The organism is Leptolyngbya sp. NIES-2104 (assembly GCF_001485215.1).
Taxonomy (GTDB): domain Bacteria; phylum Cyanobacteriota; class Cyanobacteriia; order Leptolyngbyales; family Leptolyngbyaceae; genus Leptolyngbya.
In genome coordinates this window covers 2143982-2169581 of record NZ_BBWW01000001.1, presented here as the reverse complement: position 1 = coordinate 2169581, position 25600 = coordinate 2143982, and the positions used below count along the sequence as shown (strand labels likewise).

Sequence of the window (25600 nt, the reverse complement as noted above, 5' to 3'; positions counted from 1 at the left end):
TCTTGCAAAAAAGCAGGCTTGCATATTGAATAAAGACATCAAAAATGAATTTTTGTTAAGTAAGGGGATACAAATGTACATCGTGCAAATTGCCTCCGAATGCGCCCCGGTAATTAAAGCTGGAGGATTAGGAGATGTCGTCTACGGTCTGAGTCGAGAACTGGAGAGTCAAGGGCATTGTGTCGAAGTGATTCTGCCGAAGTATGACTGTATGCGGTACGACCACATTTGGGGACTGCACGACGCTTACAAAGATTTATATGTGCCTTGGTATGATAGCTGGGTGCATTGTTCAGTCTACTGCGGTTGGGTACATGGGCAAATGTGCTTCTTCATTGAGCCGCATACCGATGATTTTTTCTTCGATCGAGGATGTTACTACGGCTGCAACGATGACAATATGCGGTTTGCTTTCTTTAGTAAGGCAGCATTAGAGTTCTTACTGCAAAGTAATAAGCGACCGGATGTGATTCATTGTCACGACTGGCAGACTGGGTTAGTTCCGGTGATGCTGTATGAGATTTATAAGTATCACGGAATGGCAAATCAGCGCGTTTGCTACAGCATTCACAATTTCAAACATCAAGGCTATGGTGGTTCAGATATCTTAGAAGCCACACAGCTAAGACGACCTGAATACTACTTTAACTATGACAAGCTAAGAGACAATTTCAATCCGTTCTCGATCAACTTCATGAAAGGTGGAATTGTCTACGCGAATGCAGTGAACACAGTTTCGCCTCATCATGCTTGGGAAGCTCGCCATACTGATGTTAGCTATGGTTTAGGACATACCTTAGAGCTACATCAAGATAAGTTCATAGGTATTCTTAACGGAATTGACTATGGCTTTTGGAATCCAGAAAACGATCGATATCTTCCTTATCACTATTCTGCTGAAAGCTTTGAGCAAAAACACTACAACACCAAAGCACTCCGAGAACGGTTGTTGTTGAGAGAAGAAAATAAGCCGATCGTATGTTTTATCGGTCGCTTAGATGATCAAAAAGGTGTTCATCTCGTTCATCATGCGATGTACTACACGCTAGAACGAGGCGGACAGTTCGTGTTATTGGGATCAGCGACGGAAAGCGCGATCGACAAATGGTTCAGGCACGAAAAAGAGTTCCTCAACAACAATCCAGACTGTCATATCGAGCTTGGATTTAACGAGGAACTATCGCATTTAATCTACGCAGGTTCAGATATGATCGTAGTTCCGAGTAACTTCGAGCCTTGTGGACTAACACAGGTGATTGCTTTGAAGTATGGAACAGTCCCGATCGTGCGGGGGGTTGGTGGATTAGTCAATACCGTGTTTGATCATGACTATGATCAGGCTCATCCACCTGAAGAGCGCAATGGTTTTGTCTTCTACGAATCGGACAATGTTGCTCTAGAATCGGGCATGACCAGAGCGTTTGATCTGTGGGGACAGAATCGGAAAATCTTCAATCAGTTAGCGATTCAGGGGATGAAATACGACTACTCTTGGAAAGATCCAGCGAAAGAGTATGTGGCATTGTACAATCGCATTCGTCACAAGGATTAAACAGCAAAAAGCCTCCAAATTCGGAGGCTTTTCTGTGTTACAGACTCGCCTGCAATTGGTCTAGCAACTTCTCAACGTAAGTTAATGCACCTCGAATGGTGGCTGGATCTTCAATGTCCACACCCACATATCGACGAAGTGCTTCTACTTGATCTAAGCTGCCACCAGCCGCTAGAAGCTCCAAATAGCCAGGAATGAAGTCTTTCCCAACTTCGAGATACTTCTGATAGCAGGCAAGGCTCACAATGTTCGATGCTGTGTACTGGTAACAGTAATATGGCTTGAAATAGATATGTCCAATTCGTGCCCAATCATACTGATGTTCAGGTAGCACTTCAACCGCATCACCGCACAGAGTTTGATACAGTTTCATCCATTCTTCGTTGACGAACGTATGATCAAAGCTACCTTGAGCGGCTCGATCGTGAATTGCCAGTTCCAATCGGCTGATCGTGCTTTGTCGGAACAATAGATTTAACTGATCCTCAAGCTGCCGTGTAATCAGTGATTTCGTCAGTGATTTATCCTCTTTCGCTTGCTTCAATAGATAATCGAGCAATAGCAATTCATTAAAAGTTGAAGCAATTTCAGCCAGTACCATTGGCGGGTTACTGTTGAAATAAGTTTGTCGATCGTCAATCCAAGCAAAGTGCAATCCGTGACCCATCTCGTGTGCTAGGGTAAACAACGAATTGTAATCATCGGTATACGACATCAAGAGATAACTATGTTTGCCGTAAGTGTAGGAACAGAATGCACCTCCACGCTTACCTGGACGAACTTTCGCATCAACCCAGTTTTTGAGGAAGAATTCTTCTGCCCGTCGAGCATAGTTCGGATCGAACTGATCTAGTGCTGCAAGTAAAGTCTCAACACCTGATTTATAAGTGACAGGCGGAGCGGCTTCGGTTGTCCAAGGAGCATAAAGATCAGCGGTGCGAATCTTTTGTCCGAGTGCTTGACCTTTTAATGTGTAGTAGCGTTGGAACAGGTCAAAGCGATCGCCAGTTCCCGACATGATCGCTCTAAACACAGGCTCAGACACTTCATCAACTAAAAGCTGCTTTTGCAAGGTGGATTCATAGTCGCGCATCTGGTTTTCAACCTTGTGATCTTGCGCGACCGTGTTCATGATGTAGCTATACAGCGAATTGTGCTGCTGCATCACTTTACGAACCGATTGGTAGCCGGCGGTGCGGATCTCCGGGTCGGGATGATAGAGTAATGCGCTTAGCTCAGATTCAGTGTTGACTGTGCGACCGTCGGGAGTCGTGACAGGTTCGTATTCTTGTTCACCTAGATGAATCGATCGCAGTTGAATAAAGGCTTGTCTTCCCGTCAAACTGTCTTGATTTCGAGTCTGTTCAACTTCTTCAGATAGTGTGTGAGGGCGATACTTTGCAATTCGATTGAGATAATGCTGATAGTCAGAAAGCACTGAGGCTTTTTGCAGTTCTTCAAACTTCGCTGCCTCTAATTTCTGAAGTTCGAGGTCAAAGAACAATAATTGATTCTCAACACTCGTGAGCGCTTCCATCACTTTGTCGAGGAATTGTTTCGCTTCGGTGTTGCGGGTGTCAGCACTAAAGATTAGAGACGGGAATGCGTAGAGATAGCCTGATTTTTCAGAAATGGTTTCTAACGTCTTAAAGCACGTCGCTAATTGTTCCGCGCTCAAGTCTTTTACCTTGCCGCGAAACGACTCGCGAAATTCTGCGGCTTCAGTTTGCAATGAGTCGAGATCCTGAGTCAGTCGCGGATCATCAAAGCCTTTGTAGAGATCAGACAAATCCCATTCTTGCGGATTGTCGAGCTGTGTGAGTTCAATCGCCTGTGTCATCGAACGTACTCCTAATTTTTTCTAACCGAACCTTTGTAGTAGAGATTCCTGCTTAAGGCGTAGTCATTACGAGTTTGTTTTGTCTATGATGATAGCATATCGTTTCCAAGGAATCAGCCCAATGGTCAAAGTAGTTGGCATCGCTGGAAGTTTAAGACCCGGTTCGTATAGTCAGCAAGCGCTCAAGGTTGCGATCGATCGCGTTGCTGCATTGGGCGCGGAAGTCGAGATCTTGGATTTACGATCGCTAAACCTGCCCTTCTGTGATGGTAGCGACGAATATCCGGATGATCCAGGGGTTGCCAAGCTCAAACAGGCAGTGAGTGAAGCGGATGCGATCGTTTTAGCAACTCCGGAGTATCACGGCAGTGTGAGCGGTGTTTTGAAGAATGCACTCGACTTGATGGGATTTGAAGAATTCACCGGAAAAGTCACAGGTGTGATTAGCGTTTTGGGTGGTCAATCGAACAATAATTCGCTGAATGATTTACGAGTGATTCTCCGCTGGATTCACGCTTGGACGATTCCTGAACAGATTGCTGTCGGGCAGGCTTGGAAGGCATTTAGCGAAGACGGTAAATTGCTCGATGAAGGACTGTCGAAGCGGTTTGATGCGTTTGCTCAAAGTTTGGTCGAAGCGACCCAAAAACTGCGAGGATAGTTCTTCCGTAGCATCTTAATCGGATACTGTGTCTAAATCTAGGCGCAGTATTTTTTTAATGTTATGACAGACTTCTCAAGCGTTTTGGAATTCATCCGCAGTTTTGAACAATTACATCCAGATGCCTCAGCTTACGAGATTACGAATCGATTACGCGGATATACCAAACCAAGCTACACAACGAAAGCTTGGACGATCGTTACCGGATTCGAGCAACCCTTTGTCGAAGCCAAATTAGATCAAAATATTGTATTTGCAGGCGAACTGACTGATTTCGGGCATTTCGTCGCCGCACTTTCCGATCAAATTAATCAACCCGGTCTGCAATGGTCGGACTTTGCTCGTTGGACAGGTGATCATACCTCTTGGGCGGGCGATATTGGATCAGCGATCGAGCTTTATCGCGCAACTCCTGGTCACTTGAAATCGCTGGCGGAAGCACTCGATCGCTTTGCTCCCGATTCAGATCATTCCGCTAATATTGCAGCTTGGACAGTTGGAGAAATGATCAATCAAACTCAGCAAATTCGGCTTTCTGAAGCCATACAGCAATATCACGCTAAACCGTATTCAGATCATGTAAAAACCTTTATTCAGCAACGGTTTAACGGCATCTTCGAGAATCAAACGCTAACCAATCCCGCCAAAATCGAAGCAGAAATTCGGAATGCAACGTTTGCCTATCTGGAACTTTCACAGAATGCAGGACGGCTGAAACAAATCATGAAATCATTTACTCAAAAACTGCGATCGACTCCAGAGCGAGACTTACTGAGTGCTGATCTGCTTCAAGGTTCGCTGCATTTCATGTCGCACCTCATCCGAAAAGGCAATCTTGCACCCTTAAAATTCAAGCCTTATCAACAACCCCAAGCCCCTTGGCTTGGGACTGTGAACTATGAAGTTTCAGTTTAAAAAGCGTGAATTCAATGAGTTTCTCGCTTCGATTTCAGCTCGCTCCGGAATGGAATTCGGGGCTAGTCGAACGAAGTCCACTGAAGGGGACTGAAGACGAATAAACATAAGGCTTGCAGTCCTGAAGGGACTTCGCACCGTTAGCCCCGAATTTCATTCCGGGGTGGATAAACAACGAAGCGCAGAAATCACCGAATTCACATCAAAGAGAGGTAAATATCCTCACCTACCCCTCTCCAACTATTTCAAATTCGGCGGAATCGTCTTCGGAACTGTCCAGAAATAAACATTCGTTCCATTCACGCTCACCGTCTGATCCGGTTTCCAATCGCCCATATCAAACGCATGAGACACAATCCGCGTTCCCGGTTTTAGCTTCAACAAGCTAGGACGCAACTGAAGATTAATTCTCGGCAGCAAGTACAACGTGATCACCGTTGCCTTCGTCAGATCCGTTTTGAACAAATCTTGCTGAGCGAACTGCACTAAATCCGTTACACCCTCTTTTTTCGCACTCGCATTCGCTTCCTTAATCCGCTCCGGATCAATATCCACTCCAAATCCACGGGTTCCAAACCGCTTCGCTGCTGTAATCGGAATCCGTCCATCTCCACTACCGAGATCCAGCAGCACATCGTTCTTACCGACCTTTGCCACTTTCAGCATCGCATCGACAACAGGCTCTGGAGTCGGCACATATGGCACATCTAACTGCGGTGTTGGACTTTCAGCCTGAGTTGCTGGAGCAGGACTCTGTGCCTGAGTCGTGGGAGCGTCCGCTGTTGCAGTCGGAGATTGCGAACAACCCGCTACCATCAAACCTAAAATTCCAACCGTCATCACCAAAGGACGAACAATCATTTTCATTTCTCCTCAATCACTATCGACGCTGCCAAAGTAAAACCGGAATCCCCAGAGCCAAAACAATCACACCTGCGATCGCGCCAGTGGTGACATACACCAAACTGGAATACAACAAAAATCCGCAGATGCCACAGAACAAAATCGGTGTAATCGGATAAAACGGCACCCGAAATGCACTCGATCGATTCGGCTCCTTAAAACGCATAATGATCAGCGAAAAGCCCACCAGCAAGAAAAAGAACCAAAACACCGGAGCCGTATAATCGACCATGGTTTCAAAACCTTTTCGCTGCCAGGCTCCCAGTCCGACGAGCAAAAGCGCGATCGCACCTTGAAGCAACAAGGCTGGAATTGGCGAATTCTTTTCACCCTGCCAGCTTCCCATAAAGCCGAACACTTTGAAATCTTGCCCTAGCGCGTAGTTAGTTCGCGCTCCCGTCAATACAGTTGCATTTAGAGCACCCAACGCGGAAATGGCAACCAGCAAGCTAATAAACACGACTCCCGGCTGTCCGTAGGCATTTCGCATCAAATCCGCCGCGACCGCTGACGAATTCGCCATTCCGTTGACTCCCAAGCCTTGGAGATAGGCAAAATTAATCGCGATATAGATTGCCGCAATAATTCCGATGCCCCAAAAGAGCGATCGAGCAATGTTCCGGTTCGGATTGCGAATCTCGGCTGAAATGTAAGCCGCTTCATTCCATCCGCCATAAGACAACAGCACAAAAATCATTGCCATGCCCCAATTTGTTGAGATTGGCGATTCAGTAGCGGCTTGAGGTGCGGCGCTTCCTGAATGGGTCAGACCTGCCAAAATTACAAGAATTAATCCTAAAATTTTTGCAGCCGTTAGCCAGTTCTGAACCCCTTTTCCTTGTCTGAGTCCCAGAATGTTAATCAGGGTGAAAAGGACGATCGCACCTGCTGCATAAATCGCGCCCGAATAGCTTCCCAACGGCAAAATCTCAGACGCATAATCGCCAAAGACATATCCGAGTAAAGCGATCGATCCTGTTTGCACAACCGTCATTCTTGCCCAAGCGAACAAAAACGCGATCGAATTTCCATAAGCCCGCTGCAAGTAATAATAATTGCCGCCCACATGCGGATAGGTGGTGGCGAGTTCTGCATAACACAGCGCCCCAATCAGAGAAACAACTCCACCAATAATCCAGGCAAACAACACGGTGAAATTTGTGCCTGTGTTGGATGCCACTAGAGCAGGAGTCTCAAAAATGCCCGCTCCAATTACAATTCCTACGATCAGCGCTACTGCGTCGATCATCGATAAAGCAGTCTTCGGACTTGCAGACTCTTCAGAAGACGCATTTGCAGCGATCGACTCTGAATAATCTGAAGATTTCGGGAAACCCATAGTGATACCTAACTAAAGATCCGGATCAGTTGCGCGAAAACAGACTTGAGAGCAATCTTTCAAAGGATTTTAGTTCGCGTCGGTAACATCTGCGCTCTGACTTCCGATATAGATCTAATGGTAGAAATCCGGGGCTGTGAGGGACTGGTTCTGGACTTATCCTTGTAAAACGTCACCTGGGTAATATATTTTTAAGGAGAAATCCCCCATTGTACTCTTCTTCAAAAACATTGCTCAGAAAAATATGGACACGATCGCAACCCTGCATCTCGCCACTCCAGCCCCCGATGATCGATCGCGTATCCGCAGACGAAGCATTCAACTGCTGAGTGCAATGGTAGGATGCGCCATTGTTGGATTTGCTTCTTCTGCCTACGCTCAATTAGTGTTACGCGAAGGTGATTCGGGTACTGCCGTTACCGAGTTACAAGAGCGCCTTAGAGCATTAGGCTGTTTCGACGGTTCAGCGACCGGATTTTTTGGTTCTCAAACTCGTGATGCAGTCATTCAATGCCAACAACAGCGCGGAATTACCGCCGATGGAGTCGTCGGAGCGGACACTTATCGCGCTTTTGGACTTGGCAATCCCACGACAGGAACCGGATCGGCGCAGTTTGGAGAACCTTTACAGTTAGGCGATCGTGGTCCGGGAGTCCAACAACTCCAAACCCAGCTACAAGCGCAAGGATACTACTACGGCACGATCGATGGTGTATTTGGTCCGGACACCCGCACTGCTGTCCTTCAATTGCAAAGCGATCGGGGTCTGCCTCAAACGGGTGTTGTCGATGATGCGGTTTACACTGCGCTCGCGGGTGGAGCAGTCCCACCGACGACACTCCCAGGAGTCGTTGGACTGCAATTTGGCGATCAAGGTCCGCGAGTATCTGAACTTCAGCGACAACTGAATCGACTGGGTTACCCGGTTCCGGTGACAGGCTATTTTGGCACTCAGACTCAGCAAGCCCTCGCAAGCTTCCAACAGGCGCAAGGATTACCTCCGACTGGGGTAGCTGACCGTCAGACATTAGCGGCGCTCGGAGTGGCAGGCGGAAGCGGGGAAAATGGTCAAACTCCACAAAATACCCGCCGCTATGTTGTGGTGATTCCATTCCGTAACACCGTTGAACTCAATCGCATTCAAGATGTGATTCCGAATGCGGTTCCGAGACAGTCGCGCTTGGGCGATTTTGTCAACGCAGGCAGCTATACCACTCCAGAAGTGGCAGAACGTCGGGCGGGATTGTTGCGATCGCGGGGACTCGGTAATGCTCGTGTCGTGTTTGAATAACTCAGAGCGGGAGTAGCGATCGCTGACAGGTGGGACAAACCGCATGAATCGTCAGTTGGCAGTCCAGGATGTGGTATCCCTCTTTCTGGGCTGCTTTGGTTCCGGTTTTGAGAATCGAATCGCTTTTGAACTCGATCGTTTTATTGCAGCGGACACAAATTAAGTGATGATGATGATGCGGATACGGTTGATTAATCTCGTAGTGTTTGTGACCTTCAGCAAGTTCGAGTTCGCGTAGGATGCCCATCCGCGACATCAATTTTAAGGTGCGATAAATCGTCGAGAGACTAATTCCTTCACCTTTGGTTTGAAGTTCGTGATAGAGATCTTCAGCGCTTAAGTGTTGCCCTTCTGGAAGTTTTTGAAACACTTGCAGGATGATTTCGCGTTGTGGAGTCAAACGCCATCCTTTTTCATTCAATTCAGCCTTGAGCGAAGCACTGGTGTAAGTAGGAGCGTTCAGCATTGTCAACAAAGTCTCCTTTCTTGAGAACCATAGCATAACAAAAAAATTAGGCGATTTTCAATAAGTTCGCCTAATTGAGAACATTCTTCAATTGTGCAGGGGATCGAATCGTCTAGCTGAGTGACTCAAGGTAGTCGCGCACACGATTACGACGTTTTGGCTGACGTAATTTCTGCAACGCTTTCGCTTCAATTTGCCGGACTCGTTCTCTCGACAGTTCTAAAGCGCGTCCAATTTCCGCCAATGAATAAGGATGACCATCGCTGCCCAAACCAAACCGCATTTCGATGACATCACGTTCGCGATCGGTCAAATCCGCCAACAATTGGATCAAGTCGCGTCTCAGCGATTCCCGCATCAGCGTTTCTTCTGGCGTGATTTCCTCGGTTTCGAGTAGATCGCCAAGTTCCGTGTCGCGCTCTTTTCCGACTTTGGTTTCGAGCGATACTGAACGTGGAACCCGTAAAAGGACTTCACGGACTTGCGGCGGAGTCATTTCCAGTTCCGAAGCAATATCTTCGATCGTGGCGGTACGACCTTTTTCCTGAGAAATTTTACGCTGAGCTTTTTTGATTTTGTTGAGCTTTTCGGTGATGTGAACGGGAAGGCGAATCGTGCGGCTCTGAGTTGCGATCGCACGAGTGATTCCCTGACGAATCCACCAATACGCATAAGTGCTGAATCGATAGCCTTTCGTCGGATCGAACTTCTCAACCGCTCTTTCTAATCCGAGTGTTCCTTCTTGGATTAAATCAAGCAGTTCCAAGCCGCGATTTTGATATTTCTTTGCGACCGAGACGACTAAGCGCAGGTTGGCGTTAATCATTCGGGTCTTGGCTGCCAGTCCTTGATTTTGAATTGAATCCAGTTCGGCAACGGTTAAGTTGACGACTTTTGCCCAGTGTTGTTTTCCTTCTGCCAACATCGGCTTGAGGTCAGCAACATCGATTTTGGCTTCGGTCGCCCAGCGTTCGAGGGAAGGGCGATGAGTCAGCGTGGAGACTAAGCGATCGCGAACCTCGATCAAGTGCACATATTGAAGAATCAGGGCGTTTCCTTTTTCTGCGGCATGGTTGCGCTGTTCTAAGAGCTTCATGTAGCGTTGGACTTTTTGCGCCTCCGCGACTTCTTCATCGCGTCCGAGGAGGCGGTAGCGCCCGATTTCTTGAAGGTAGAGCCTGACCAAATCGGTGGTTTTCCGCCCAGTGGCACGCATTCCTCGCTGTCCCGACAGTTCAGCGTCGAGTTCTGAAAGGTCTTCGCTCGGATCAAACTCGGAGTCTGTCACGATCGAGGAATGCTCCAGGGTGGAGGGGTCAAATTCTGCATCAGCGTAGAAAGAGGTTGCTGGCATCATGTGTTCTGTGCGCTATGTGGAAATCGGTCGGTTGCTTCGCTTAGTGTTCCCGTGGTCTGGGACTCAGGAACAGAGTTGCGAGTTCCAGAAAACGTTGAAATTACTTATCTGTAAAGACAGGATGAATATCGCAGGTTGCTATCGTGCGAAGGAGCTACTCGTTACTACACACGATCAAGACTGCGATTCGGAATTTGCGCGATTAAAGTTTTGCGTGATGACGGGTTGGAGTCAGTATAGTGATGTTAAAAGCTTTATGAAGTGACCGAGATCAATCCGTGTTTTGACTGAGATCACTTCAAAGCGTGTCATGTTGCGTCTGGGCTTCATGACATCACCTTTCGGCGATAAGAAGTGATAATCCGGACGATCGCAAAATTTCAAAAGTGCGATCCATTTTGGTTTCGGGCGGGACGTAGAGGATGAATCCGTCTCGTCCACGAGTGAGTAGAACGCGGTAGCTATTGAGTCGGAGTTGTAGCGGATCACGAACGTTCTTTTGACGTGTGGTGGTGATCCAAGCCTCATCTTTCCAAATCAGGTCATCGCCCCAGCCAATGATGGGAAAATCTAATTCCAATCCCTGACAGCTAAATTCGGTGACAACGCGATCGAAGGTACAGCAAGAATTCTCAGAATCTGGCGGATCAATGTACCAAGCACCAATATTTAGCTTCTGAGTAGAAATGTAATCGTTACGAATCCCGTATTTGACTAAATTGCGCGATCGAGAAGAGGCAACGAATCCATAACGTTTATCGGATTGATTCTGATAACGCGATCGACAATACTCTTTCGCTGCTTCTAAATCGCGAGTGAGATAACAATTAAATCCTTCTTCAATTAATAAAGGCATCGTTGCTCTGGCGCGATCAATGTCGTGATTTAGAACATGAGCCACCCAGGTTTGAACATGATGGGCGAGATGCGATCGTAAAGAAGTTGTGAGATTTAATAAATCATTCACATGAACGCTTGTATCAAAATATTTTGATTGCTCAGACGAACAATGAACCTGCCAAGATTCACTTAAGCCTTCATTCCATTGTTCGATTCCGCCTTCTTCCCCGACGTGAATCGTTTGCCCTTCTCCGATTAAGCCGAGTAAGACACACCAGTCTGGAACCCGCTCACAAATTCGTAACACGGCACCCGGAGCCGCGCTCGAAATCCCGTACTTTTCAGACATGCGATCGGCATCCCAAGCCCGCTGCGCTTCATCGAACACGATAATGTTTTCTCTCGGTGCGGACTGGCGACGGGCTTCGTGTTGTAAATAGAAATTCCGAATTTCTCGCACAAAGGCTTTACTTTGAAGGGCGTACTGAAGCACAGAGATCAGAGGACGATTACCAGATAGGAAAATTGCAGGTCGATCGCTTTGATAAACGAACTGCAATCCAACGAGCGTTTTTCCGGCTCCGGGAACGCCTGTAATCAGAATTAGGTGGCGTTCTTTTTGTTGAGAAGCTCGATCGACAATTTGCCGCAAATAATCCAGAATCTCAGGGATTTTTGCACTCTGAGCGCGTCTGATACTCGGTAACGGTTCTTGCTGAAAAATTCGTCTTGCGGCTGCGATTACGGTCGGTAATGGTTCATAGATTGAATCCACCCATTGATTTGAATCGATTTCAGATTCTGTTTCAGTCAATGATTCTAAATACTTTCCGATTTGCGTTGGATTTAGAATTTGAACTGTGTTTCTGATTACATTTTCTTTTGTGTAGCGCGTTGGAATCAGAATTGCACTTACCGGATGATTTGCGGAGGCTTGATGATATTCCGTCAAATCTCGTGCGTATGCTGCAACTTGATCGAGATCCGCAGTCGAGAGCGTTGCTTTTTGCTTGAACTCGAAAACGAGAATGTGTCCCGCTCCTAAAATTACTAAATCGGGTCGCCGTCCGCCTTCACCGGGCAATTCGTATTCAAAAATGAGCGTCCAGGATTTGCGGCTAAGGGTGGCGAACTGCGCTGCCTCCGGCACAGCGAAAGCTGCCCGTAAAATTTCCCCGCATTCTTCCCAAGCCTGATTTTGCGTTGTGGTCGATCGCATTTGATACATCGCCTGATAATTCGCCTGCATCGTTGCGAACCAGTCTTGCCCAGAACAAGCGAGAAAATCAGCGATCGACCCCATCCAACCGTAATTTACAGACATGCTGATCCAAAAAATAAAGGGGCGGAATTCGCCCCACAGCCTATTATCTCAAATTCTCGTTGGGCAAAGTCGCCATCTGCGGATCAGGCGGGAAAATCATTTCTTCAATCTCTCCCGGTTGTCCCAGCGGTTTTGCCTGACTCTCGTTATAAGACACGATCACGCCGCCCGCATTTCCAGCCCGAACAACGACTTGTCGATCGGCGGTCCAAGTCCGCTGCGTCCCCTTGGGCAATTCACCCTCAAACGCGACTTGATTATCTGCCATCACCCGCACCCAAGATTCTTCAGCAACCGTCACTCCTACCCGAATCGGCTTGTTAGAAGCCGGAGCCGGAGTAATTTTCTTTGTACTAGCAGGCTGTTGAACGGGCTGCATCGGTCCCATCGGTGAAGGAACAATAGGCTGCTGTACCTCGATCGCGGGCAGTGAAGCTTGAGTCGATCGATTGAGAAAATACGACAGCCCGTTCACCGCTCCAAAAATCAGCACCATATACATCAAATACAAGTGCATCGGGCGTAACTGTGCTCCTGGCAGCGATCGCCAAGAAGTGCGAATTGTAGGCAACGCCATCACGCCCGTCGTCGGGAATTCACTGGCAAATTCCACGCCATTTAGCCCGATCGCGTCTGCGTACTGGCGAATAAAGCTGTGAATGTAGACAGGTTCGGGAAGTTCCTCAATCTTTCCTTGTTCGATCGCTTTCAATAACCGGGGTTGAATACAGGTTGCTCCTGCCACTTTTTCGAGAGAAATATCTTGCGATTGACGACGATCGCGGAGTCGATTGCCCAACTCTGCCAGCCGTTCCGCCTGTTCTCGATTTGTTTGGAGGGTCTGCTTGTTCATCTGCGCTGCTCCTTCGTCTGTGCTGGCAACTTCTCTAACGGCGGGTTCATGCCCTGTTTAAGTACACGAATTTCAAAATCTTCTAGCGGGCGGTAGTGTCCCGTGGGTAAAGCGGGTCTGCCCGGTGGATTGATCTGGATTTCTCCGATCGCACTGCGGTGAAGCTGAATCACGGGATGACCCAACTGCTCAGCGACTCGGCGGATTTGACGGTTCCGACCTTCGCGAAGGATGACGCGCAGGAGTGTACTCGATGGAGTACGGCGCAACACATTCACCGAAGCAGGAAGGGTTTTTCGGTTGTCTAAGATAACGCCTTCGCGCCATTGCTGCAAGACGGATCGTGACACTTCTTGTTCAACCCAGACTTCATATGTTTTAGGGATGTGATGGCGAGGATGAGTCAAATAATGAGTCAATTCGCCATCATTCGTCAACAGAATTGCTCCGGTTGATTCTACATCTAATCGACCGATCGGGTGAAGTCCTTGTCCTTGCCGTAAATTCTTCGGTAAGAGTTCAAGAACGGTTTTTCGGTTCTGCGGATCGTCACAGGTTGAAATCACTCCTGCGGGTTTATTCAGCAGAAAGTAGAGAAACTGTGGTCGATCGACAATTTGAATCAGTTGCCCGTCAACTTCGACGCGATCACATTCTGGATCAGCTTTCTGACCCAACTCTGCGACAGTTCCATTAAGTCTCACGCGCCCTTCCAGGATCATCTGTTCCGCCTGACGACGCGAGGCGATTCCCCATTGCGAAAGAATTTTCTGGACTCTTTCAGGCATACAGATTCAGAACAACAATGTGAGCAAATGATGAAGCTAAAAATGCAAAGACCGTACAAATACTAATATGTACAAATATTACACCAGCCTGTATTCAGTAAAATGGCGGAAAATCAGCGTCATTCAGAATTCGTAATCCGTTGACAGAGAGCGATAAGTAATTATGAAGTCCGCTCACACGGTAAATTTAGTTGCAACCACGCACCCCCATTGGGATGATTTTGGGCGCGGACGGTGCCTTGATGCGCTTCAATGATTTGGCGCACGATCGCGAGTCCTAATCCGCTGCCACTGGTCAACTGAGTGGCTTCCTGTTCCCGAACGGGACGTGATCGGGATGGGTCTGCCCGATAAAAGCGATCGAAGACGTAATCGATCGCGTCTTCAGGGAATCCCTCACCTGAATCGATGATGTCGATCTGAATTCGCGGTTTGGACTGCTCTCGTAAGGTAGTTTCGACTCGAATCACGCTTCCTGGTGGGCTGTACTTGAGACTGTTATCGAGCAGGTTTAGAAAAACCCGGTGCATTCGAGCTTCGTCTGCTTTGAGAATGACCGACTCTAACCCGTCATAGCAAAATTGCACGTTCTTTTCACAGGCAAGCGGTTCGAGACTTTGCCACGCGGAATAAATCAGTTTGACTGAATCTACAGAAGTGAGCCGTAATCGCTGTGAGGGATTAAGGTCTAGCTGACTGAGATCAAGTAAATCTTGAACTAATCGACTGAGGCGAATCGTTTCATTCAGTAAACGATCGATCCATTGCCGATTGGGGGGATCAAGCCGAGATTGTAGCGTTTCCGCGACGAGACGAATCGAAGTGAGGGGCGTTCTGAGTTCGTGTGCGACATCAGAAGTCCAACGATCGCGCTGTTGTGCTAGGTTCGTGGCTTCCTGACGATTTTCGAGGTAGACTCCTACTTCACCCGCTGATAAGGGAAAAGCAAATCCTCGAATCGGAGTCGATCGAGCATGAGAAAGATCATCAGCATCGGCGGAGATCGAATAAAACAGCCATTCGCGCTGATGGGGTTGATTGCGATCGCGTGCCTTTTCAATCAGCGAATCGAGTTCATACGATCGCACCAGTTCCAGCAATAATCGCGGGGCGTAATCTTCGTTCTGAGTGATTCCTAAAAGTTCTGCGGCGGCAGGATTGCACCAAATTAGCTGGTTTTCTTCATCGACTTGAAGATAAGCGATCGGACAAAGATTCTGAATCTGTTTCCACGCCTCAATCGAGCGTTCCAACTCCTCCATCCGTTCCTGATTGTGGTGCATCAACATCGACAAGCGAGAAGTCACCGACAAATCGATCGCGGCTTCGTCGGGCGGTAAGTCTTTTGTTAAGCGATCGATGCGGGAACTGAGTTGACCCCGATACAGCGTAAACGGCAGAATCCCGATCGCAAGTCCAGCCAGAAACCAGAGAACAGACACAGGCAGCGAGGGGCGAGTAATTTCCCCTTTAGCTTAACCGAAACGATATCCGAAGCCTCTCACCGTGACTAAATATTGGGGATTACTGGGATCGAGTTCGAGCTTTTCTCTCAACCAGCGGATATGCACATCCACAGTTTTACTTTCCCCGATAAAATCATGACCCCAAATTTTCTCTAAAAGTTGATCCCGTGACCAAACTCGCTTGGGGTGGCGCAAGAAAAGCTCTAATAACTTGAATTCTTTAGGCGAAAAATTGACGACTTCACCCCGAACGGTCACACGGCATTCTTGAGGGTAAATCGTGACATCTTGAAATTGCAGCGTTGGAACAGGTTGTGTTGTCTGAAATTGTTGGTGACGGCGCAGAAGAGCGCGGCACCGGGCAATCAATTCGCGCATTCCAAACGGTTTTGTAAGATAGTCATCGGCTCCCACTTCAAGCCCGACGACGCGATCGGTTTCGCTCCCTTTCGCGCTCAGCATGAGAATCGGAACACTGCTTCCTTCACGACGCATCCAGCGACAAATATCCAATCCGTTCACGTACGGCAGCATCAAGTCCAAAATGATTAAGTCAGGCATCGCAGCCTGATCGGATTCTGGACTGAGTGCCGCTTGAAGAATTTCTAAGGCTTCACGACCATCCACGGCGGTCATGATTTCATAACCTTCATCGGACAAAGTGAGCGCGATCGTATCTCGGATCAAATGTTCATCGTCCACTACTAGGATTCGTCCTAAAGTGAGTCTCGGTGTGACGGATGCAGGTTCGGTCAGAAGCGTAGGCGACATAAAAAGTGCGTCTCGACTTGTCGGCAAAATTCTACCATTGATCCAGCGGTACGTATGCGTTTATACAATTTTTCAATCTTTAGCTAACAAATAACCAAATCGGAATCGTAACCAGAATCGCGATCGTACTCAGAGCGATACTACTGGCAGCGAGATCATGGTCTAAGTTATACTCCTCAGCCAAAATCAAGCTGGCAAATGCAGTGGGAACACCTGCCATGATCGTCAAAGAAAGGCGGGCATCGTGATTTAATCCGAGAAGTGCAACCGCGATCGCGACTAAGATTGGTAACACTAAAGCTTTCAGCAATACCGGAATTGTAGCGGTTTTGAGGCTGTCAATTCCTTTAAGTTGAATCAATCGCATTCCCATCAATAGAAAAGATGCGGGGATCACGAACAATAGCGACGAATGTACGATCGTTTCTCCCCATTCTGGAAACGCGATCGATTGAGTCGCATAACTTGCCGCAAACGCCCAAAGAGTAGGAACAGTGATGAGATCGCGCAGCAAGGTCAAAATCGAGCTTTGATTTTCCGATCGTCCATAGTGACTCGCAATCAGAACCCCGATCCCATACGTGCCGATCAAATTCTGGGTGACGCTAAAGAAGACCGCCCAACTTAGATCACCATCTCCGATCAGTGCTGGAATTAATCCCAGTCCAACAAAGCCCGTATTGCCGATCATCGAAGCGATGACGAATGTGCCTTGAGAAGAACGATCGAGCGGCGGCAACCAAGAATCGATCGCATTTAACCAAGTCGGTTTCGAGACAGTTTTGAGCCAGACCAAAATTTGCAGCGTGATCCAAGCGATCGTTAATCCCGTACCGAGAGTTGCGATCGTGACTACTGGGGCGATTCCCGCATTCGCATTAAAATCCGTCTGCCGCACCAAGGCGAAAATCTGCCACGGTACGCCGATCCAATATAAACTTCGCCCTAAAAGTCTTGGAAACGATTGAGGCAAATACTTAAACAACAAAGCACCCACCCCTGTCCAGAAGATCAAGGGGGTATAAGCGTGAACCAAACTTCCGATCATGCCATGCCCCGCCACCGGGCGCTACTCCCTGCACTATCGTACTGGATCGTATCCCCATTTAGCGCAGTCAAAGGACGGACATTTTCGAGTTAATTTTACTGCCAGTCTTTAATCCGCCACTGATTGTCTTGTCGCACTAAGGTATAGCGAACTGACATATCTCGATCGGTCTGAACTTCGCCTGCCTGACCGCCCGGAAAATACTTCCGAACCTCGGTAACAGTCGCTTTTACGCTGGCTTGATTCGGATCAGTTGGACTAACTTCAACGCGATCGACTTTGACCGCATGATCGTACTCGATATATAAGTTATCCCGCTTACTTTCCTCGACATTGCGCTGCCACTCGGACAGTCGAGGGTCGATGAGAATTTGCGACAACTTGGACGGGTCATGAGTTTTACCCATCGCCAATTTTTTCGCATCTAGCCAAGTTTCTAACACTTTCTGAGCCAGAGGTTGATTCATCTCGCCGGAAAGCGACACGGCTTGCCCAGGCGGGACTAAATGCACGATCGGTTGATCAAGCTGGACTGGAATGGCATCATTTGCGGTTTGAGCGTTTGGATTGGTGAACGCTCGGAGTGCTCGGATAATCAAAAAGCCTAGACCCATCGCCAGTGCCAGTCCGAGAATGATCGGTAACCAGCGCGATCGACGATTTTCCCTCGGTGCTCTTGCTCTCGGTTCGGTGTGATCCGGCTCTTGATGACGAGTTTGTGGCGGGCGCGGGCGACCATTACGAGCGGGACGCGCAACGGTTGAACGGGTTTCTGTGCCAGCCAATTTTGTCGATCGTTCTGAAGCCGCGACTTCAGGCGTTGCGGTTAAGGTTGCAGTAGTCGATCGATGTCCGCCGTAGTTGTCTTCGACTGCGATCGATTTACCATTTCTTGATGTGGCTCCGTAGCTCAATTCATGGTGAACTAAACCGCGTTCTGCCATTGACCAATCGGTCAGCACTTCCCCATCGACGGGCAATTCCTCGAGATAAGCCTGAACTTGCTCATCTGCAAAATAGTCTTTTAGTAAAGCTTCTCGTTTCGCTAAATCACGGAAGTGAGGGAAAACCTCATCCTGAAGCCAACGTTCTGAGTAAAGACATAATCCTGGCAGTAAGTCCGGTGCGCCTTGAGAATTTTCGCGAATGAATGCCAGCGGCTCGTATTCTTGTGAGAGTTCTAGCACTCGACTGGCTTCTTCGGTCTGTCCTAACAACAATGCACACACAGATTGTTCTAGGTGAACATCTTGCCGACTACCCAGCCGCAACAACATTAATTTCGCACGTCGAATCAGAGCAGGCTGATGATCCGCGAATCCTCGTGCCAGGAGTGCATAAACCGCCAAATAAGTCGCGACCGCAGACGGGCGGCGAGATTCTTCCTCGAATAATGCCTGTTGTTCTTCTGCGGTCAAATATCCGCGCAGTTGCTGAATAAATCTGAGGAAATCATCAATACTCAAGCCAGATTGATCATTTCCAGTGCCATCAATGCCGCCCCGTTCTCGCAGCATATCTTTAAGCAGTCGTAAGCCCTGTTGTCGATCGCTTTGTTCGTCATCGGGCATCGCCAACAATTCCAAAATTCGATACGGACGCAGCTTATAGAGATCCGATTGAATTTCGCCTCTGACTCCGGCAAACAATCCTTCGCGCAATAACAATTCCTGCCCGGTTTCCAGCGCTTCAGCCGCACTTTCGTATTGTCCTTGCTGCCATTGTTCGCGTCCGAGTTCGAGGCAGGCAAGCGCGATCGTCAACACAATATCAGACAGAGCAATGCGGGGATCGCCAAAGCGTCCATCTCGAATTGATGCCGTTCCGCTACTCAGATACGGTCGTCCGATTTTCAGAACTAGCTCATATTCGCCTAATTCCTGAAGAATCAGAAGCGCTCCGATCAATTGTCGATCGTCGAGTCCGATCGTTGCCGCATCCGCATCGTTTTCATATTGAAGTCCTAACAATTCCTCGTCAACGGATTTACGTTGAGCGGGGTCAGACAAGATCGCAAAGGCGCGATCGAGTAAGTCCCGGCGAGTGGCGATCGCGGCTTCGGAATACTCACGGCGGGGCAATTGTAAAGTGCGATCGCGATGAGCTTGCTTCAACTGGTCTGCCGTCGCTTGCATCGGCAGCCCTAAGATTCGGTAGTAGTCGAGCGGTATACGCACAGGTCACGTCCCCAGCAGAGTGTCAGAGATAGGTTTGAGAGAATGACGATCGAATTGACAGACATCATACCCTGTAGATGCAAAGTCAGAGATGGTACGCAACTTCGGAAACAGTAATCCTAACAATAAAGGTATCTGAGGATTGAGACCATCACTTCAAGATAAATAAATCTTGAAGTTTGTCAATCTCGAACCATAATTCTGTTAGGGTTTCCGGTTGCAGCATTTGATCTTTGATACATCAGGAAGGTATTTTAGATTAGATTATTCAGAATGGCGCGTGATTCTTTGCGAGGCTTCACCTACACTGTTCGATCTGGGGTTATTGCAGCGAGGTTAATTGATTCTCATGGTTCAAGAAAGAGCATTTCCGGCATTTCAAACAGTGCCCGCACAAGTGACCCGCGAAGAAGGGTTGATGCTGTATGAGGATATGGTGTTGGGTCGCTTTTTTGAAGATAAGTGTGCCGAAATGTACTATCGCGGCAAGATGTTCGGATTCGTTCACTTATATAACGGTCAAGAAGCGGTTTCAACGGGTGTAATTCGGGCGATGCGTCCGGGTGAAGATTATGTTTGCAGCACGTATCGCGATCACGTTCACGCGCTGTCGTGTGGTGTTCCCGCGCGGGAAGTGATGGCGGAATTGTTCGGTAAGGCGACTGGATGCAGTAAAGGTCGCGGCGGTTCGATGCACTTGTTTTCGGCGGAACACCGTTTGCTGGGCGGATTTGCGTTTATCGGTGAAGGGATTCCGGTGGCGACTGGGGCAGCGTTCCAGTCGAAGTATCGGCGGGAAGTGATGGGCGATGAAACTGCGGATCAGGTCACGGCTGCATTTTTTGGTGATGGCACGACGAATAACGGACAGTTCTTTGAATGTCTGAATATGGCGGCGTTGTGGAAGTTGCCGATCATTTTCGTGGTTGAGAATAACAAATGGGCGATCGGGATGGCGCACGATCGGGCCAGTTCGCAAACTGAGATTTACAAGAAAGCCAGCGTGTTTGGAATGCCCGGTTATGAAGTGGACGGCATGGATGTGCTGGCGGTTCGGGGAGTCGCGCAGGAAGCGGTGAGACGGGCGAGAGCGGGCGAAGGTCCGACGTTGATTGAGTGTTTGACGTATCGATTTCGGGGGCATTCGTTGGCTGATCCGGATGAACTGCGATCGAAAGAGGAAAAAGAGGCGTGGTTGGCGCGTGATCCCCTGAAGAAGTTTTCTTCGTATTTGATTGAGCAGAATTTGGTCAGTCAGAGCGAGATCAAGGAGATTGAGAAGAAAGTGCAGGCGTTGGTGGAAGATGCGGTGAAGTTTGGATTGGAAAGTCCTGAGCCTGATCCGAGCGAATTGTATAAGTACATTTTTGCTGAGGATTAGGGCGTGTGTGCTGAGGATTAGGGCGTGTTTTGAAACGCCTTCGCACTGTTAGCCCCGGAATTCCATTCCGGGGCTAACAGTGCGAAGGCCGTTAAAACGGACTGAAGAGGCTCAAATTGGCTTTTAGTCCCCTTCAGTGGACTTCGTTTGATTAGCCCCGAATTCCATTCCGGGGCGGGTCAGCAACGGAGTGAAAAGGTTTTAAAACATACCCCAATCTGGTATTTCTATAGAAAAAGCTCCGATCTTTTCCAAGATCGGAGCTTTTTGTTCCTAACACCAACTTTCTTGGTGCGCCTGACGTTTTGATTGGATATTACCTAAATGTTTTTTCACAGTATCGATCGTAATAAACAATCGAGCCGCAATCTCTTTTCGAGATAGATTACAGCGTTTGAGAAACCAGACTTCGGCTTCTCTTGGAGTCAGACCGAATTTTTTCGCTTCGGTGACGGCAAGACTTTGTAGCGATCGCTGTTGATCTTCCAAACGAACGAGCAGACAAGGCTCATCTAACTGCAACCATTGAACTCGGATTCGATAGGTTTGATGATCTTCAATTTGCAGTTCGGACTCGATCACGAGTGGTCGATCGCCATACCATTCGCGACTTTCAATCAACGCTTCGCAGGAACGCCAGACCTCAATAGGATAGTGCTCTTTCGGGTTTAGTTTTTGGCACAGTTGGGTGGCAGCAGAATTAGCAAACATTAATTCACCATTCGGACTGACCAGCAAAATACCATCGACTAAACCTTCAAGCACAGACAACAGGAAATCATTAGAAGTATTTAGAGCCATGTTCATCATCTTCAGGGGCGAATGAACGAATGAATACGGAAGCCGAGCAGTCGAGTTCCGATAAGGCTGAATACGGTTGAAACATTGGTTTTATGCACCCGATTCACCTTTGTTCTACGACGATACGCGACTAAAGTGCGATCGACAGTATGAAAAGGTTAGTGATTTCAAGGTTATAAAACGTTATTTTGTGCCACCCAACTTTGTCGGAAAATTAAGGTATCCGTAATTTCTCTGAGACTAGTTGAAGCAGTTAATATCTGCCAAACGAGAATAATCAGAAAAGGTGAACTACCGTGATCACGATCGAAGATGCGCTGGGTGTGTTGGATCGGGTGTTGCAGCAGGATCGGTTGACTCATCTTCAAGAAGTTGTGTTCCGATGCGCTTGGGAAGGGTTGACGTATGAACAGATTGCAACGGCTGAAGATTACGATCCGGACTATATCAAGCTGGTCGGGGCGCAATTGTGGCAACTGTTGTCCGATCGCTTAGGGCAGCGGGTGACGAAGAGCAATTTCCGCGTGGCACTACGCCAATTTACCCAAGTCGATCGCCCAACGATTCCCACATCGCACGCGCTGATCGATTGGGGGGAAGCGGTGGATGTGTCGGGATTTTGTGGGCGATCGCAGGAATTAGAATCGCTCGATCGGGCGTTGACCGAGGAGCAATGTCGATTCGTGACGATTTTGGGGATGGGGGGCATCGGAAAAACGGTTCTCTCGGTGAAGTTGGCGCAACAGGTACAGGGGAAGTTTGAGGCGGTGATTTGGCGATCGTTACAAGATGCGCCGCCGCTCGATGTGATTTTGTCGGACTGGATTCCGTTTTTGTCGCGTCAACAAGAGACGGAACTACCGGACACGGTGGATGGGAAATTGGCTCGATTAATGCACTATTTGCGATCGTCGCGCTGCCTCCTCATCCTGGACAATGTTGAATCTATTCTAGAGAGTGGCGATCGGGCTGGACATTACCCGATCGGGTATGAATCTTATGGCGAGTTATTTCGGCGGATCGGGGAAACAGTGCACCAAAGTTGTCTGGTGTTGACGAGCCGCGAGAAACCGAAAGAAGTCGCAGCGTTAGAAGGGCAATTTGTGCGATCAATTCGATTGGATGGATTGAATTCGACCGAAGCTGGAGAATTTTTAAAACCGAAACAATTAGAAGCGAATTCAAAAACATTTCAGCGATTTATCAATCTATACGGCGGTAATCCATTAGCGCTTAAAATTGCGGCTTCGACGATTCAAGATTTGTTTGATAGCGATGTTGGGGAATTTCTCACCCAAGGAACAGCGGTTTTTGGTGGAATTTCAGATTTATTAGATGAACAGTTCGATCGCTTATCGCATCTCGAACAGCAGATCATGTACTGGATTGCGATCGATCGGGATGGTGCATCGTTGTCAGAACTTGCAGAGGATTTAGTGCCTGCAGTTCCAAAACGTCAATTGATCGAAGCATTAGCAACTTTGGCACGAAGACCGATCGTAGAAAGGCGCGGAGCAAAATTCACTCAGCAGCCTGTGGTGATGGAATACGTGATCGATCGCTTTATCGATCGTATCTATCACGAGCTTTGCTCAGAATCATTTGGGCTATTGATGTCTCATGCGTTGATTAAAGCAACGGTGGAAGATCACATTCGCGATCGACAAATTCGGATGATCATGCAGCCGTTAGTCGATCGTTTAACGGCTCCGACTCATTGCCAGACGGACTTAGAAGAAAAGCTAAAAAACGTTTTAATCAAGCTTCGACAACACTATGGTTGTGCTCCGGGATATGCAGCAGGAAACATTCTCAATCTATTGTGTTGTCTAAAAACGGATTTAACGAACTATGACTTTTCAGATTTAGCAGTGTGGCAAGCTCAGCTACAAGGAGTAAGTCTACATCAAGTCAATTTTACGAATGCTGATTTGAAGAAATCTGTCTTCTCTGAAACCCTAGGAAATGTTTGGTCGGTTGCTTTTAGTCCTGATGGTGCAACATTAGCAGCAAGTGACACGGTAGGAACAATTCATCTTTGGAATGTTCTAGACGGGCAAAAGATTCTCACCTGTGATGGTCATCAGCATTGGGTGTGTGAGATTGCATTTAGTCCAGATGGTAACTGGATTGTTTCGGCAAGTGGAGACAACACAGTTAAAATCTGGAATGCAAAAACAGGCGGATGTTTGCGAACATTGACGGAACATCAGGATTGGGTAATCTCGATCGCCGTTTCTCCCACGGCTCCGATTCTTGCCAGTAGTAGCGCCGATCGCACCATCCGACTTTGGGATCTCAACACAGGCAAGCCCTTACAAGTGTTGGAAGGACATCAACATTGGATTTGTAAGATTGCTTTTAGTCCTGATGGTCGAATGTTAGCAAGTGGAAGTGACGATCGCACAATCAAACTCTGGAATGTGCAAACGGGTAAATGCCTGAAAACGATTGAAGGACATACAAATACAGTGAGGAGCGTTGCTTTTAGTCCTGATGGAACACTGCTTGCAACAGGAAGTGAAGATGCAACGATTAAACTTTGGGACATTGAAACCTCGAACTGTGTAAAAACATTAACAGGACATTTAGATCAAGTTCGATGTGTGAACTTTAGCCCGGATGGACAAACGCTCTTAAGTGGTAGCTTTGATGAAACGATCAAGCTTTGGGATATTGCTTCAGGTAAGTGTTTGAAGACATTACAACAGCATCGAGGTGTGATTCGATCGACAATTTTTAGCCCCACCGGAAACATGATTGCTAGTGGTAGCGCTGATCAATCGGTTCGACTCTGGCACACTCAAACTGGAGAATGTTGTAAAACACTCCAAGGCTATACCAACTTCGTTCTATCAGTTGAATTTAGCTGCGATAATCAGTTCTTAGCAAGTACTAGCACTGATCAAACTGTGAATCTTTGGGATAGTGCGACTGGAACCTGTGTTAGTAGCTTTTATGGGCATGAGAACTGGGTTTGGACAGTGGCATTTAGTCCTGATGATCAATTGCTGGCAAGTGGAAGCTTTGATCATACGATCCGGGTGTGGGAACGATCGACAAATCAATGCCTAAAAGTGCTACGCGGACATACAAATTGGGTTTGGTCAGTCGTATTTAGTCCGAATGGAACGACTCTCGCAAGTGGAAGCTTTGATCAAACGATTCGACTTTGGAATCCGAACACTGGCGAATGTTTGCATATCTTAGCGGCGCAGAGCCGGATTTGGTCGATCGCGTATAGTCCTGATGGTGAATTTCTCGCCAGCGGTGAAGAGAATCATTTGATTCATCTCTGGAATCCGCACACAGGTCAATGTTTGCAAACGCTACAAGGACATACCAATCGCGTCATGTCGATCGCATTTAGCACAGATGGAAAACAGTTAGTGAGCGGTAGTGAAGACGGTACAGTTAGAATTTGGGATTTGAAATCGGGACAGTGTGAAAGCGTGTTTCAGAATAACGATCGTATTATGTCAGTCGCATTTTCGCCAACGAGTGATCACATTGCAAGTGGCGGAATTGATCAAACCGTGAAACTTTGGAATCTCAGAACTGGAGACTGTCAAATTTTACGAGGACATTTAGATCGAATTTGGTCGGTGAAGTTCGATCGAGAGGGTTTGGTGATTGCAAGTGGTAGCGAAGATCAAACGGTTCGATTATGGAGTGTGGAAACTGGAGAATGCTTGAAAGTACTACAGAAACCGCAGCCTTATGACGGCATGAATATTACAAACGTGAGCGGAATTACGAATGCACAAAAAACAACATTAAAGGCTTTAGGTGCAATTGATGGTTAAGGTGATGCGCTTGGCGGTTAG

19 protein-coding genes are annotated in these 25600 nt (G+C 47.8%); 6 read left to right on the top strand and 13 right to left on the bottom strand.

The window, feature by feature from the left end:
- The first annotated feature begins 73 nt into the window (after positions 1-73).
- The gene (glgA, locus tag NIES2104_RS10000) at positions 74-1552 is read left to right on the top strand and encodes a glycogen synthase GlgA (RefSeq protein ID WP_058998084.1); all 1479 of its coding nucleotides are present in this window, start codon (positions 74-76) and stop codon (positions 1550-1552) included.
- 37 nt (positions 1553-1589) lie between these two features.
- Here the strand turns inward: glgA and NIES2104_RS09995 are convergent, their stop codons facing one another.
- A complete protein-coding gene (locus NIES2104_RS09995; RefSeq protein WP_058998083.1) occupies positions 1590-3392 on the bottom strand; it encodes a M3 family oligoendopeptidase in 1803 nt (600 codons plus the stop codon).
- A gap of 121 nt (positions 3393-3513) precedes the next feature.
- On the opposite strand from NIES2104_RS09995, the gene NIES2104_RS09990 reads away from it, so the two are divergent.
- Both NIES2104_RS09990 and NIES2104_RS09985 read left to right on the top strand, forming a co-directional pair.
- Positions 3514-4053: an NADPH-dependent FMN reductase gene (locus tag NIES2104_RS09990; RefSeq protein ID WP_058998082.1), complete on the top strand. Its 540-nt coding sequence runs from the start codon at positions 3514-3516 to the stop codon at positions 4051-4053.
- A gap of 63 nt (positions 4054-4116) precedes the next feature.
- Complete coding sequence (locus NIES2104_RS09985) at positions 4117-4968, top strand: hypothetical protein (protein WP_072218050.1); 852 nt, start codon at positions 4117-4119, stop codon at positions 4966-4968.
- Between the two features lie 240 nt (positions 4969-5208).
- Here NIES2104_RS09985 and NIES2104_RS09980 read toward each other — a convergent pair whose 3' ends face one another.
- Positions 5209-5829: a cyclopropane-fatty-acyl-phospholipid synthase family protein gene (locus NIES2104_RS09980; protein ID WP_082690121.1), complete on the bottom strand. Its 621-nt coding sequence runs from the start codon at positions 5827-5829 to the stop codon at positions 5209-5211.
- A 19-nt stretch (positions 5830-5848) separates the two neighbouring features.
- Positions 5849-7210, bottom strand: a complete 1362-nt coding sequence (locus NIES2104_RS09975) for an APC family permease (protein WP_058998080.1) — start codon at positions 7208-7210, stop codon at positions 5849-5851.
- A 244-nt stretch (positions 7211-7454) separates the two neighbouring features.
- On the opposite strand from NIES2104_RS09975, the gene NIES2104_RS09970 reads away from it, so the two are divergent.
- Entirely contained in the window at positions 7455-8501 is a 1047-nt protein-coding gene (locus NIES2104_RS09970) for a peptidoglycan-binding protein (protein WP_058998079.1), read from the top strand.
- Position 8502: 1 nt separating this feature from the next.
- On the opposite strand, the gene NIES2104_RS09965 is transcribed toward NIES2104_RS09970, so the two are convergent.
- The 9 genes from NIES2104_RS09965 to NIES2104_RS09920 all read right to left on the bottom strand — a co-directional run bounded on the left by NIES2104_RS09965 (position 8503) and on the right by NIES2104_RS09920 (position 19591).
- Positions 8503-8967, bottom strand: a complete 465-nt coding sequence (locus tag NIES2104_RS09965) for a Fur family transcriptional regulator (RefSeq protein WP_058998078.1) — start codon at positions 8965-8967, stop codon at positions 8503-8505.
- 112 nt (positions 8968-9079) lie between these two features.
- Entirely contained in the window at positions 9080-10324 is a 1245-nt protein-coding gene (sigC, locus tag NIES2104_RS09960; RefSeq protein WP_202815045.1) for an RNA polymerase sigma factor SigC, read from the bottom strand.
- Between the two features lie 334 nt (positions 10325-10658).
- On the bottom strand, positions 10659-12488 hold the full coding sequence (locus NIES2104_RS09950; protein WP_082689960.1) for a DNA/RNA helicase domain-containing protein: 1830 nt from the start codon (positions 12486-12488) through the stop codon (positions 10659-10661).
- A 43-nt stretch (positions 12489-12531) separates the two neighbouring features.
- Positions 12532-13341, bottom strand: coding sequence for a RodZ domain-containing protein (locus tag NIES2104_RS09945; protein WP_058998074.1), 810 nt, complete (start codon positions 13339-13341; stop codon positions 12532-12534).
- Complete coding sequence (locus NIES2104_RS09940) at positions 13338-14129, bottom strand: pseudouridine synthase (protein WP_058998073.1); 792 nt, start codon at positions 14127-14129, stop codon at positions 13338-13340. The genes NIES2104_RS09945 and NIES2104_RS09940 overlap by 4 nt, the downstream gene beginning before the upstream one ends.
- A gap of 161 nt (positions 14130-14290) precedes the next feature.
- The gene (locus NIES2104_RS09935; RefSeq protein WP_058998072.1) at positions 14291-15571 is read right to left on the bottom strand and encodes a cell wall metabolism sensor histidine kinase WalK; all 1281 of its coding nucleotides are present in this window, start codon (positions 15569-15571) and stop codon (positions 14291-14293) included.
- A 33-nt stretch (positions 15572-15604) separates the two neighbouring features.
- Positions 15605-16366 carry a response regulator transcription factor gene (locus NIES2104_RS09930; protein WP_058998071.1) on the bottom strand — a complete coding sequence of 254 codons (762 nt, stop codon included), beginning with the start codon at positions 16364-16366 and terminating at the stop codon, positions 15605-15607.
- 79 nt (positions 16367-16445) lie between these two features.
- Positions 16446-17414, bottom strand: a complete 969-nt coding sequence (locus tag NIES2104_RS09925) for an AEC family transporter (RefSeq protein ID WP_058998070.1) — start codon at positions 17412-17414, stop codon at positions 16446-16448.
- 95 nt (positions 17415-17509) lie between these two features.
- Positions 17510-19591: an IMS domain-containing protein gene (locus NIES2104_RS09920; RefSeq protein ID WP_072218049.1), complete on the bottom strand. Its 2082-nt coding sequence runs from the start codon at positions 19589-19591 to the stop codon at positions 17510-17512.
- Between the two features lie 349 nt (positions 19592-19940).
- Here NIES2104_RS09920 and pdhA point away from each other — a divergent pair, with 349 nt between their 5' ends.
- Positions 19941-20972, top strand: coding sequence for a pyruvate dehydrogenase (acetyl-transferring) E1 component subunit alpha (gene pdhA, locus NIES2104_RS09915; RefSeq protein ID WP_058998068.1), 1032 nt, complete (start codon positions 19941-19943; stop codon positions 20970-20972).
- 273 nt (positions 20973-21245) lie between these two features.
- On the opposite strand, the gene NIES2104_RS09910 is transcribed toward pdhA, so the two are convergent.
- Positions 21246-21773, bottom strand: coding sequence for a LuxR C-terminal-related transcriptional regulator (locus NIES2104_RS09910; protein WP_058998067.1), 528 nt, complete (start codon positions 21771-21773; stop codon positions 21246-21248).
- Between the two features lie 296 nt (positions 21774-22069).
- On the opposite strand from NIES2104_RS09910, the gene NIES2104_RS09905 reads away from it, so the two are divergent.
- Positions 22070-25579, top strand: coding sequence for an NB-ARC domain-containing protein (locus tag NIES2104_RS09905; RefSeq protein WP_058998066.1), 3510 nt, complete (start codon positions 22070-22072; stop codon positions 25577-25579).
- Positions 25580-25600: the final 21 nt, after the last annotated feature.